The 12274-nt window shown below is 71.1% G+C and carries 12 protein-coding genes; 3 read left to right on the top strand and 9 right to left on the bottom strand.

Annotation, left to right across the window (positions count from 1 at the left end; all coding sequences use genetic code 11):
* Positions 1–219 precede the first annotated feature (219 nt).
* From G407_RS0106865 to G407_RS0106880, 4 genes are read right to left on the bottom strand one after another with little or no spacing between them, the layout of a single operon-like run.
* On the bottom strand, positions 220–1143 hold the full coding sequence (locus G407_RS0106865; RefSeq protein WP_029030218.1) for a metal ABC transporter permease: 924 nt from the start codon (positions 1141–1143) through the stop codon (positions 220–222).
* A complete protein-coding gene (locus G407_RS0106870) occupies positions 1140–2387 on the bottom strand; it encodes a metal ABC transporter permease (RefSeq protein ID WP_029030219.1) in 1248 nt (415 codons plus the stop codon). The genes G407_RS0106865 and G407_RS0106870 overlap by 4 nt, the downstream gene beginning before the upstream one ends.
* A 1-nt stretch (position 2388) precedes the next feature.
* The gene (locus G407_RS0106875; protein ID WP_029030220.1) at positions 2389–3210 is read right to left on the bottom strand and encodes a metal ABC transporter ATP-binding protein; all 822 of its coding nucleotides are present in this window, start codon (positions 3208–3210) and stop codon (positions 2389–2391) included.
* Between the two features lie 8 nt (positions 3211–3218).
* Positions 3219–4214, bottom strand: coding sequence for a metal ABC transporter solute-binding protein, Zn/Mn family (locus G407_RS0106880; protein WP_029030221.1), 996 nt, complete (start codon positions 4212–4214; stop codon positions 3219–3221).
* Positions 4215–4359: 145 nt separating this feature from the next.
* Between G407_RS0106880 and G407_RS0106885 the strand changes: the two genes are divergently transcribed.
* Positions 4360–4806: a Fur family transcriptional regulator gene (locus G407_RS0106885; RefSeq protein WP_043539150.1), complete on the top strand. Its 447-nt coding sequence runs from the start codon at positions 4360–4362 to the stop codon at positions 4804–4806.
* A gap of 28 nt (positions 4807–4834) precedes the next feature.
* Here G407_RS0106885 and G407_RS0106890 read toward each other — a convergent pair whose 3' ends face one another.
* Both G407_RS0106890 and G407_RS0106895 read right to left on the bottom strand, forming a co-directional pair.
* On the bottom strand, positions 4835–6115 hold the full coding sequence (locus tag G407_RS0106890; protein WP_052341051.1) for a DNA polymerase IV: 1281 nt from the start codon (positions 6113–6115) through the stop codon (positions 4835–4837).
* A 13-nt stretch (positions 6116–6128) separates the two neighbouring features.
* On the bottom strand, positions 6129–6401 hold the full coding sequence (locus G407_RS0106895; protein WP_029030224.1) for a DUF3572 family protein: 273 nt from the start codon (positions 6399–6401) through the stop codon (positions 6129–6131).
* A gap of 139 nt (positions 6402–6540) precedes the next feature.
* Between G407_RS0106895 and G407_RS0106900 the strand changes: the two genes are divergently transcribed.
* Together G407_RS0106900 and G407_RS0106905 are read left to right on the top strand one after the other, a co-directional pair.
* Positions 6541–6912, top strand: coding sequence for a response regulator (locus tag G407_RS0106900; RefSeq protein WP_029030225.1), 372 nt, complete (start codon positions 6541–6543; stop codon positions 6910–6912).
* A gap of 15 nt (positions 6913–6927) precedes the next feature.
* The gene (locus G407_RS0106905) at positions 6928–8304 is read left to right on the top strand and encodes a PleD family two-component system response regulator (protein ID WP_029030226.1); all 1377 of its coding nucleotides are present in this window, start codon (positions 6928–6930) and stop codon (positions 8302–8304) included.
* Positions 8305–8726: 422 nt separating this feature from the next.
* Here the strand turns inward: G407_RS0106905 and G407_RS0106910 are convergent, their stop codons facing one another.
* From G407_RS0106910 to G407_RS0106920, 3 genes are all read right to left on the bottom strand, one after another.
* Positions 8727–10118, bottom strand: a complete 1392-nt coding sequence (locus G407_RS0106910; RefSeq protein WP_029030227.1) for a TRAP transporter large permease — start codon at positions 10116–10118, stop codon at positions 8727–8729.
* A gap of 6 nt (positions 10119–10124) precedes the next feature.
* The gene (locus G407_RS0106915) at positions 10125–10676 is read right to left on the bottom strand and encodes a TRAP transporter small permease subunit (protein WP_043539152.1); all 552 of its coding nucleotides are present in this window, start codon (positions 10674–10676) and stop codon (positions 10125–10127) included.
* A 217-nt stretch (positions 10677–10893) separates the two neighbouring features.
* Positions 10894–12258, bottom strand: coding sequence for a TRAP transporter large permease (locus G407_RS0106920; protein WP_029030229.1), 1365 nt, complete (start codon positions 12256–12258; stop codon positions 10894–10896).
* Between the last annotated feature and the right edge of the window lie 16 nt (positions 12259–12274).

Raw genomic sequence — 12274 nt, forward strand, 5'->3', positions numbered from 1 at the left:
CGGCCCGTGGCGCGGGCATGAACACCACGTCGATGCCCTGTAGATGGAGAACGCGCCCGGCGGCTGGGAGGGGGTGCTACGGTCCGACGCGGGGAGGGGGCCGCATCCTCGGGCCGCGTCCTCCCCGGAGACGAGGCCTCCGCGCCTCGGTGCGGGCGGTGGAGCCGTGCGATGTGCGGCCACCCGGCGCGCCCGACACGTCACCCGCCTGACGCTCCGTCACGCCTCCCGCGCCGCGCCCACCCGCGCCCGGTGCGGGCCGAGCAGGCAGGCGAGCGCGAGGATCACCCCCGACACGGTGGCGATCATGCCGGCCGCGCTCACCGCGTGCGTGCCGCCGAGCCAGAGCGGGCCCCAGCCCGCCAGCACGTAGCCGAGGACGGCGGAGAGCGTGGCGAAGGCGACGCTCCAGGCGACCTGGCGCTCGAGCCGGTTCGTCATCAGCCGCGCCGCCGCCGGCGGGCAGATGAACATGGCGATGACGATGATCGAGCCCACCGCGTCGAAGGCCGCGACCGCCGCCACCGCCGCGGCGACGACGAGGCCGAGCGAGATCGCCGCGACGGGGAGCCCCAGCGTCGCCGCGAAGCCCTCGTCGAAGGTCGAGAGCTTCAGGGGGCGCCAGAACACCCCCGTGAGCAGCGCGATCAGCGCCGCCGCGGCCGCCATGCGCGGCAGCTCCGGCGGCAGGCCCGCGAGCGCCACGGGGTCGAGCAGCGAGCCCCAGCCGTCGGCGGAGAGCCAGATCAGGCTCTCCAGGCTGCCGTAGAGCGCGTGCTCGACGTCGATGTGGACGCCCGACGTGTCCGTCTGCTCCAGGAGCAGCACGCCCGCCGCGAACATCGCCGTGAAGACGACGCCCATCGCGGCGCCCGGCTCGATGCGCCCGAGCCGCCGCACCGCCTCGATCAGCACGACGGCGACGATCGCGGCGCCGCCGGCGCCGAGCATCATCGGCCAGGTCGTGATCGTCCCCGTGACCAGGAAGGCGACGACGATGCCCGGCAGCACCACGTGCGAGATCGCGTCGCCGATCAGCGCCTGGCGGCGCAGGAGGAGGAAGTTGCCCGGCAGCGCGCAGGCGATCGCCGCGAGGACGCCGATGAGGAGCGGCGTGAGGTCGAGCTGGACGAAGGCGTTCACGGCACGGCTCCCGCGATTCGCGGCCCGACGGAAACCGGCGGCCCGAGCCTGCGATCGAGCTCGGCGATCTCGTCGCGGGTGAGCACCGCCTCGATCGAGGTGAGCCCGTCGTAGCGCCCGGCGATGGTCTCGTCCCGGTAGACCCGGCGCGCGACGTCCCAGCGCTTCTCGTCGCGCAGCACCTTCGCCGCCTGCGCCGCGCCGTCCGGCGTCTCGACGCCGTCGGGGCGGATCAGCCCCTCGCGCCGGAGGACCTTGAGCGTCAGCCGGTCGAAGATCGCCTCGCGGCGCGCCAGCGCGAGCAGGCCCTGGCGGCGGTGGACGTCGTGCTGGAAGCGGCGATGCCGCCACAGCGCCGCCGCGACGCCGCGCACCGGCGCGAGGAGGAGGGAGAGCATGAACAGCCCGAAGGAGACGAGCACGATGAGCGGCCCCGTCGGCAGGTCGGGCGCCGACGCCGAGAGCGCCGCGCCGAGATAGCCGGCGGCGCCGCCGAGCGCGCCCGCGATCCAGACGACCCGCTCGGTCCGCTCCGTCCAGAACCGCGCCGTCACCGGCGGGATGATGAGCAGCGCGACGACGAGGATGAGCCCGACGATCTTGAGCCCGATCACCGTCACCGCCATCACGAGCCCCATGATCGCGAGGTCGACGCCGCGCACGCTCACGCCCGAGGCCGCCGCCCAGTCGGGATCGAAGGAGACGATCGTCATCGGCCGCCGCAGCAGCAGGACGACCCCGACGCACAGCGCGCCGCCGACGGCGATGGTGACCGCATCGGCATAGAGCATGCCGGCGGTCGAGCCGAGGAGGAAGCTCTCGAGCCCCGCCTGGCGACCGCTCGACATGGTCTGGATCACGGTGAGCAGCACGATGCCGAAGCCGAAGAACACGGAGAGCACCGCCCCGATCGCCGCATCCTCGGGGAGCCGCGTGCGCCGGGCGATCCACTCGACGAGGAAGAGCCCCACCGTCGCCGACACGGCCGAGCCGAGCAGCAGCCCGGGCAGGCTGCGCCCCTCGCCGCCGAGCATCACCATCAGGATGAAGGCGATGCCGATCCCCGGCAGGGTCGCATGGGCGACGGCGTCGGACACGAGCGCGCGCTTGCGCAGGAAGAGGAACGTCCCGCCCGCGCCGGCGGCGGCGCCGAGGAGCCCCGCGCCGACCGCGACGAGGGCGGAATTGTAGCCCGCCTGGAGGGCCAGCGCCGCGAGGAAGGCCTGCCAGAAGCCCGTGTCCATCTCAGGCGCTCGCGAGCTTCAGCTGGTCGATGTGCGCGGTCGCGAGGCGCCCGCCGTACGTCGCCTGCAGGTTCTCGCCGGTGAAGGTGGTGGCCACCGGCCCGTCGGCGATCTTGCGGACGTTGACGAGCAGCACGTGGTCGAAATAGTCGGCCACGGTGGCGAGGTCGTGGTGGACGGCGATGACGGTCTTGCGCTCGGCCTTCAGGCTCTTGAGCACGTCGATGATCGCTTTCTCGGTGGCCGCGTCGACGCCGGCGAAGGGCTCGTCGAGGAGGTAGAGGTCGGCGCCCTGCGCCAGCGCGCGGGCGAGGAAGACGCGCTGCTGCTGGCCGCCGGAGAGCTGGCCGATCTGGCGATCGGCGAAATCCGCCATGCCTACCCGCGCGAGGCAGGCCGTCGCGTGCTCGCGATGGGCTCGGCGCACGAGCTTGAGGAGGCCGAGCTCGCGGTACATCCCCATCAGCACGACGTCGATCACCCGCGTGGGGAAGTCCCAGTCCACGCTGGCGCGCTGGGGCACGTAGGCGATGCGTCGGCGCGCCTTCGCCAGCGGCTCGCCGAAGACCGTGACGCGGCCGGAGACGGACGGCACGATGCCGAGCGCGGCCTTGAGCAGGCTCGACTTTCCCGCCCCGTTCGGCCCCACGATCGCGACCATGCTGTTCGGCGGCGCCACGAAGTCGACGTTGAAGACGACCGGCTTGCCCCCGTAGGACACGGTCGTCTCCTGCACCGCGAAGGGACTGTCGACGGGCGCGGCCGGGCGCATGGCCCGGCCGTCCTCGGCTGCGAGACGAACCTCGGCGCTGGGCATCGTCATGGCGTCCTTCACATCCCGGCCGCGAGGCGGCCGTCCATGCCGCGCTCCGGCGCCGCACCGCCGAGGGCGCGGGCGATGGTCGTGGCGTTGTGGTCGATCATCCCGATATACGTGCCCTCCCAGCTCCCCGGCTCGCCCATGGCGTCGGAGAACAGCTCGCCGCCGACGACCACCTCGTGCCCGCGGGCGGCCGCGCCCTCGATCAGGGCGCGGATGTTGCGATCCGAGACCGAGCTCTCGACGAAGACCGCGCCGATGCCGCGCGAGACGAGCATGTCGACGAGCTCCTCGATCCGCGCGAGGCCCGCCTCGCTCTCCGTCGAGATGCCCTGGATGCCGACGACCTCGTAGCCGTAGGCGCGACCGAAGTAGTTGAAGGCGTCGTGGGCTGAGAGCAGCACGCGGCCGCCCTCGGGAACCGAGCCGAGGACGTCGTCCGCGTAGTCCGCGAGGCGGGCGATCTCGGCGAGATGGGCCTCGGCATTCGCCGCGAAGGCGGCCTCGTGCTGCGGCGCGACGGCGATCATCGCGTCGCGCACCGCCTCGACGACGCCCGACCACAGGCGCGGGTCCATCCAGACGTGCGGGTCGAAGCGGCCCTCGTAGTCGTCGTGGGCGACGAGCCGGTCCTCCGGCAGCGCCTCCGCCACCGCGACGACGGTCGTCGTCTCGGCGAGATCGAGGAGGAAGTCCTCCATCTGGGCCTCGAGGTAGAGGCCGTTCCACAGCACGAGGTCGGCGTTGGCGAGCGCGAGGATGTCCGTGCGGGTCTGGCGATAGGCGTGCGGGTCGACGCCCGGACCCATCAGCGCGCGGACCGCGATGCGATCGCCGCCGACGGCCCGCGCCGCGTCCGCGATCATGCCTGTCGTGGCCACGACGTCGATCGTCTGTTCGTCGCTCGTCCCACCGCCCTGCGCCCGCGCCGCCGGCGTCCCGAGGAGCCCTGCCGCGGCGATCACGCCGGCCGCGAGCCCCAGAAGCACCCGCCTCGTCGTCCTCATGCGCCTCGTCTCCTGCCTGCCGACCGCGGCCTTCGCACCGCTCTCGTGTAGACGCATATGGGAACGATTTGCATATGTCAACGCACTTGCGAGCCATTTGCATCTGGCTCTTGCAAATGCGTCGCACTTGGCTAGCGTGCCGCGGATGACGACACGTGATTCCGAGAGCCTGATCGAGGGGCGCGCGCGGGAGCTGGAGGAGGCTCTGCGCGAGAAGGGCGTTCGCATCACGCGGCAACGCGCCGCGCTGATCGAGGTTCTCTCCCGCGCGGAGGATCACCCGGACGCCAACGAGCTCCACCGCCGCGCGCAGGATCTCGACGCCTCCGTCTCGCTCTCCACGGTGTATCGCACGCTCTCCGTGCTGGAGCAGCAGAACGTCGTCCACCGCCACGCCTTCGAGGGCGCCCCCGCCCGCTTCGAGCCGGCGGACGCCCCGCACCACGACCACATCATCGACGTCGAGACCGGCGACGTGCTCGAGTTCCACAACGAGCGGATCGAGAAGCTGCAGGCCGAGATCGCCGCCGAGCTGGGCTACGAGGTCGTCCGGCACCGGCTCGAGCTGTACTGCCGCAAGCGCAAGGGGTGAAGGGGCGGCATCGACGCCCTCCGCTCGCCTACTTCCCCTCGCGCAGCACGATCCCCCGCTGCACCACTCCCTGCCCGTAGCGCTTGCGCAGCGCCGCGATGGCGTCGGCGCGGCTCTTCTCGCGGGGGGCGTCGGGGTCGGCGAGGTCGCCGCGGTCGGCGAGCGCGGGGTCGCACAGGTCGCCGGCGCCGATGCCGATCAGGCGGAAGGCGGTGCCGTCGCATTCCTCGGCGAGCAGGCGCCGGCCGGCCTCGTAGAGGCGGGTGGCGAGCTGCGTCGGGGGCAGGCCCGAGACGGTGCGGGTACGCAGCTTGAAGTCGGCCGTCTTCAGCTTGAGCACGACGCTGCGGGTCGCGTGCCCGTCCGCCGCCATGCGCGCGGCGACCTTCTCGCACAGGCGCCACAGGATCGGCTCGAGCTCGCCGCGCACGGCGATGTCGCGCTGGAACGTCGTCTCCGCGGAGACGCTCTTCGTCTCGCGCTCGGGCTCGACGCGGCGTGCGTCCCGCCCCTCGGCGAGCGCCTTGAGCCGCAGCCCGTCCCGGCCCGCCACGGCGACGAGGCGCGCGGGATCGGCGCGGGCGATCCGGCCGACCGTGGCGAAGCCCGCCTGGGCGAGCCTGCGCTGCGCGACGGCGCCGATGCCGGGCAGGATGCCGACGGGCTTGCCGTCCAGGAACGCGGCCGCCTCGGCGGCTCCGATCACGGCGAAGCCGCGGGGCTTGTCGAGGTCCGAGGCGATCTTCGCCAGGAACTTGTTGGGCGCGAGCCCCACCGACACCGTGATCCCGAGCTCGCGCTCCACCCGTGCGGCGAAGCGCGCGAGCGTCACCGCCGGCGGCGCGCCGTGGAGGCGCTCGGTGCCGGAGAGGTCGAGAAAGGCCTCGTCGATCGACAACGGCTCCACGAGGGGCGTGAGGTCGCGCATCATCGCCCGCACCTGTCGCCCGACGGCGGCGTACCTGGCGATGTCGGGGCGGATGACGACGGCGTCGGGGCAGGCGTCGAGCGCCTTGAACATCGGCATCGCCGAGCGCACGCCGTAGGTGCGCGCGACGTAGCAGCAGGTCGACACCACGCCGCGCCGTCCGCCGCCGACGATCACCGGCTTGTCGGCGAGCGAGGGGTCGTCGCGCTTCTCGATCGTGGCGAAGAAGGCGTCGCAGTCGACGTGGGCGATCGCGAGCGCGGTCAGCTCGGGATGGGCCACGAGCCGGGGCGAGCCGCAGGCGCGGCAGCGCGGCCGCGCGCCCGGCGCCGCAGGCGCGAGGTGCAGGCAGTCCCGGCACAGGGCGGCCGCCGCGGGCACGACGAGGCTCCCGTCAGGCGTCGAAGGCGGGGGGCGAGAGCAGCATCTGCGCCCGCATCACCGCCTCGGGGCTCTCGCCGGCGGCCTCGGCGACCGCCAGCAGCAGCGCCTCCTCGGCCACGACGTGGTCGAGGATCGCCGCGAGGAAGCCCGGCTCCGCCGCCGCCGCCCGCAGGCCGCCGAGATCGAGCCCCGTCAGCGCGAGGAAGCGCGCGAGCCGCTCCTCGTCCGCGGCGATCGACCCCAGGGCGACGACGGCGATCGCCTCCGCGCGTGCGGCGTTCATGCTTGCTGTGCGGCGTTCGGTTCTCACCGGCTCGGCTTCCGATTTGACCATTCGTCAATAGGTGTACGGTACAAGGCGTCATCCGAGCAAACGCGAGCGGCGGGCGTGATCGCACCGCTCGCGCCACGAGAGGTCTGGGATGAAGAAGACCGTGCTCATCGTCGAGGACAACGAGCTCAACATGAAGCTCTTCAACGACCTGCTCGAGGCGCACGGCTTCGCGACCCTCAAGACCGCGAGCGGATTCGAGGCGATGGAGCTCGCGCGCTCGCACCGCCCCGACCTGATCCTGATGGACATCCAGCTTCCCGAGGTCTCCGGCCTCGAGGTGACGAAGTGGCTGAAGGAGGACGACGACCTCAAGGCGATCCCCGTCGTCGCGGTCACCGCCTTCGCCATGAAGGGGGACGAGGAGCGCATCCGCGAGGGCGGCTGCGAGGCCTACCTGTCGAAGCCGATCTCGGTCGCCAAGTTCCTGGAGACCGTCCGCACCTACGTCGGCGACGCGTGACGGAGTGACCCTGCGATGACAGCCCGAGTCCTCGTCGTCGACGACATCTTCCCGAACGTGAAGCTGCTCGAGGCCAAGCTCTCGGCCGAGTACTTCGACGTCGTCACCGCCATGAACGGCCCGGACGCGCTGGCGATCTGCGAGCAGGGCCAGTGCGACATCGTCCTGCTCGACGTGATGATGCCGGGCATGGACGGGTTCGAGGTCTGCCGGCGGCTCAAGAACGCGCCGACGACCGCGCATCTGCCCGTCGTCATGGTCACCGCGCTCGACCAGCCGAGCGACCGCCTCAAGGGGCTCGACGCCGGCGCCGACGACTTCCTCACGAAGCCCGTGGACGACGCCTCGCTGTTCGCCCGCGTGCGCTCGCTGGTACGGCTCAAGTCCGTCACCGACGAGCTGCGCACCCGGGCCATGGCCTCGCGCGAGTACGGCCTCGTCGGCGACCCCCTCGCCGCCGCCGCCGCAGAGGACGGGCAGAACGCCAAGATCCTCATCGTCGACGACCGCCGGTCCTCGCACGAGCGGCTCGCGGCGACGCTCTCCCAGGTGCACAGGGTCGATGTCGAGCCCGATCCGCACCAGGCGCTGATCCGGGCCGCCGAGGGCGCCTACGACACGGTGCTCGTCTCCCTCGACCTGCGGGATTTCGACGGCCTGCGTCTGTGCTCGCAGCTGCGCTCGCTCGAGCGCACGCGCGACCTCGCCGTCCTGATGATCGCCGAGGCCGAGGACCGCGGGCGCATCCTGCGCGGCCTCGACATCGGCGTGCACGACTTCCTGGTGAGGCCCGTCGACCGCAACGAGCTCGTCGCGCGCGTGCGCACCCAGGTTCGCCGCAAGCGCTTCGCCGAGCGGCTGCGCGAGAGCGTCCAGGTCTCGCTCGAGCTCGCCGTCACCGACGCGCTCACCGGCCTGCACAATCGCCGCTATCTCGACAGCCACCTCGCCGCGCTCTTCGACGAAGCGAGCCTCAGGGCCCGCCCGCTCTCGCTCCTCGTGCTCGACATCGATCGCTTCAAGTCGGTCAACGACAGCTTCGGCCACGACGCCGGCGACGAGGTGCTGCGCGAGTTCGCCAACCGCATCCGCTCGCTGACCCGCGGCATCGACGTCGTCGCCCGCTTCGGCGGCGAGGAGATCGTGGTCGTGGTGCCCGACACCGGCCTCGAGGGCGCGCGGGCGGTGGCGCAGCGCATCTGCGAGCGCATCGAATCCGAGCCCTTCGCCATCCATCAGGGCACGCGCGCGATCCCGGTCACGGTCTCGATCGGCGTGGCCGCGCGCAACCTCGACGACCGCAGCCCCGCCGACATCCTCAAGCGCGCCGACGTCGCGCTCTACCGGGCGAAGGAGGAGGGCCGCAACCGCGTCGTCGCGGCCGCGGCCTGAGGCGATTCCGGCACGGAGCCCGTCCCCCGAAGTCCCGACCGCACGCATCTTAACCTTTACGAAGACTGAATCGGTGCGGTGGCGCGTCTCCTGTTGCACCGCATACGGGTTCCTGTAGGGTGCACGGCAACGGCGGAGCGGGCCAGCCCCCTCCCGCCCACGAGACGCCCTCGATGTCCAGGTCCGCCGCATCTCCTGGGTTTTCGCAGGGCACGGCCGGCTCGGAAGCGGACAATGGCCTCCTCATGACCGCTTCCGGCCGGCCACCTCCTCCCCATCTCCGGTAGAACCCCGTCTTCGGTAGAACGCCAGCACCCCGTCGCCGCCCGGCGCCGGGGTGCCCGCGTTCGTGCCGTTGCCCGCGCTCTTGCCGTTGCCGAAGCGCCGGCCGCCCCCGCCGAGGGGCGCGGCCGGGCGCCCGCTCAGCCGTAGAGCACGCTCGGCAGCCAGGTCGCGATCTGCGGGAAGATGAAGAGCAGCGCGATCGCCATCACCTGCAGGACAACGAAGGGTATGACGCCCTGGTAGATCATCCCCGTCGTCACCTTCGAGGGCGCGACCCCGCGCAGGTAGAACAGCGCGAAGCCGAAGGGCGGCGTCAGGAACGAGGTCTGCAGGTTCATGCCGACGATCACCCCGAGCCAGACCGGGCTGACGTCGAGCCCGAGCAGGACCGGCGCCGTGATCGGCAGGACGATGAAGATGATCTCGAACGTGTCGAGGATGAAGCCCAGCACGAACATCATCGCCATGACCGCGACGACCGCGCCGAACACGCCGCCGGGCAGGCCCGACAGGAGGTCGTGCACGAGCGCGTCGCCGCCCATCAGGCGGAAGACGATCGAGAAGACCGAGGCGCCGAAGAGGATGATGAAGATCATCGAGGTGATCGTCGCGGTCGCGATCACCACCTCCCGGAGCGTCCGCGGGCTCAGCTTCCAGCGCAGCGCCGCGAGCAGCGAGGCGCCGACCGCGCCCACCGAGGCGGCCTCCGTCGGCGTGGCGATGCCGCCGAGGATCGAGCCGAGCACGGCGATGATGAGGAGGAGCGGCGGCACGAGCGCGACGACCACCTCGCGCGGCAGATGCCGGCGCTCCTCGGGGGGCACCGGCATGGCCGGGCAGCTCTTCGGGGACACCGCCGCCTTGATCACCATCCAGACGAGGTAGAGGCCCACCAGCATCAGGCCCGGGAAGAAGGCGCCCGCGAAGAGATCGCCGACCGAGACCGGCGCCGGCGCGAAGTTGCCCTTCGCCATCTGCACCTGGGCGTTGATGCCCGACAGCATGTCGCCCATGAAGATGAGCACCGTCGAGGGCGGGATGATCTGCCCGAGCGTTCCCGAGGCGCAGATCACGCCGCAGGCGAGCCGCGGATCGTAGCCCGCCCGCAGCATCGCCGGCAGCGAGATCAGGCCCATCGTGACGACGGTGGCGCCGACGACGCCCGTCGAAGCGGCGAGCAGCGCGCCCACGACGACGACCGAGATGCCGAGCCCGCCGCGCAGGCTGCCGAACAGCTTGCCCATCGTCAGCAGCAATTGCTCGGCGATGCCCGAGCGCTCGAGCATCACGCCCATGAAGATGAACAAGGGCACCGCGACCAGCACCTCGTTCGTCATGAAGCCGATGTAGCGGGACGGCAGCGCCGCGTAGTTCGACGGGTCGAACACGCCGAGCCACATTCCCACGAGACCGAAGATCAGCGACACGCCCGCCAGCGTGAAGGCGACGGGGAAGCCGAGCATCAGCAGGCCGATGATGCCGAAGAACATCGAGCCGGCGAGAATCTCGCCGATGAGGACGGGATCCATGCCGGCTTACTCCTTGCCGTGGCCGTAGCGCAGGTTCTCGGGCACGAGATCCTCGCGCCCGCCGAGGATCAGGATGCTGCGGGCGATCATGGCGAGGCCCTGGAGCAGGATCAGCGCGGCGAAGACGAGGATGAAGGTCTTGAGGACGAAGTAGCCGGGCATGCCGCCGACGTTGGGCGATGCCTCGGCGAGGCCCCAGGAGCGCGCGACCCAGGGCATGCCGTAGGCGTACATCACCCAGCAGAAGGGGACGATGAAGATCACGACGCCGATCATGTCGATCAACGCCTTCGTGCGCACCGTGGCGGGCCGGTAGAAGATGTCCACCCGCACGTGGTCGTCGCGCAGGAGCGCGAAGCCGGCGACCGCGGTGAACATGGCGCCGTTCAGCCAGACGTAGAGGTCCTGCATCCACACCTGCGTCGTCGACAGCACGTAGCGCTGCAGCACGACGGTGAAGCAGACGACGACGATGGCCAGGGCGAGCCAGGAGAAGACGTTGCCCACCACGCGGTTCACACCGCTGAAGGCGCGCATCACCCACGCGACGATCTGCACTCGGCTCCTCCCACCCCGGCGGCGCGCGTTGTCGCGCGTCCTCGACTTTGTCCCCGGACGCCCGCGGCCGGTCGACGGCGGGCCTCGCGCGGGCCGCGGGCCTGCGCATTCGCGCACGCCCGCATGTGAAGGCCGTATGATACGGATATTCCCCCAGGTCAACGGCCAATCGGCCCACCCGATCGGGCCGGCGGCCGCTCGCCCGGCGCGCCGCCTCTCAGCCGCCGTACATCTGCGCGGGCAGCCAGAGGACGAGGTCCTCGAAGCCGAACACGGTCGCGACCACGAGCACCTGGATCGCCACGAAGGGGATGACGCCCTTGTAGATGTCGGTCGTCTTCACCTCGGGCGGGACCACGCCCTTCAGGTAGAACAGCGAGAACCCGACCGGTGGCGTGAGGAACGAGGTCTGCAGCGTCACCGCGAACAGGACCACGAACCAGGTGAGCTCGAAGCCGAGCCCCACCACGACCGGACCGACGAGCGGCAGCAGGATCAGCGTGATCTCGAGCCAGTCGAGGAAGAACCCGGCCAGGAAGGCGATGAACAGGATCACCAGCACAATGCCGCCCGCCGGAAGCGGGATCGAGTTCAGCATGTGGGCGATGAACTCGTCGCCGCCGAGCTGGCGCAGCACCACGGCGAAGGCGGTCGCTCCGAGGAAGATGCCGAAGATGAACGCCGTCGTCAGCGTGGTCTTGTAGCAGACGTCCCGCAGCACGGCGTAGGAGAAGCGCCGGTTGGCGATGGCGAGCAGCGTCGCGCCCGCCGCGCCGACGCCCGAGGCTTCCGTCGGCGTCGCGATGCCGAAGAAGATCGAGCCGAGCACCGCGAGGATCAGCAGGATCGGAGGCACGACGGCGAGCAGGGTGTCGAAGACCAGCCTGGCGCTCACCGGCTCCAGCCCCTTCGGCGCCGGCGCGAGCTTCGGGAAGATCTGCGCCGCGATGACGACATAGACGATGTAGGCGACGCCGAGCAGGACGCCGGGGATCAGCGCGCCCATGAACAGCTCGCCCACCGACAGCGAGAGCTGGTCGGCCATCAGGATGAGCATGACGGACGGCGGGATGAGGATGCCGAGCGTGCCGGCCGAGGCGATCACGCCGGAGGCGAGCGACTTCGAGTAGTTCTGCGCCAGCATCACCGGCATGGCGAGCATGGCGAGGAGCGTCACCGAGGCGCCGACGATGCCGGTCGAGGCGGCGAGCAGGATGCCGATCAGGATCACGCCGACCGCGAGCCCGCCGCGGAAGCGCCCGAACAGCTTGACGAAGTTCGTCATCAGCTTGTCGGCGACGCCCGAGCGCTCGAGCATCAACCCCATGAAGATGAACATCGGCAGGGCGACGAGCACCCAGTTCGCCATCTGCGCGTAGATGCGCTGCGCGAAGAAGGCGAACACGCGGTCGCTGCGCAGGTTGAACGTGTCGATGCCGAGATGCTCGTTGAGCAGGATCGCCAGGACGGCGAAGATCACCGAGATGCCGCCGAGCAGCCACGCGATCGGGAAGCCGGTGAAGATCAGGGCGATGAAGGATCCCAACATCGCGATGACCAGGAACTCGTAGGTCTCGAGCACGCCCTGCGTCCTCCGG

This window comes from Salinarimonas rosea DSM 21201 (assembly GCF_000429045.1).
Classification (GTDB): domain Bacteria; phylum Pseudomonadota; class Alphaproteobacteria; order Rhizobiales; family Beijerinckiaceae; genus Salinarimonas; species Salinarimonas rosea.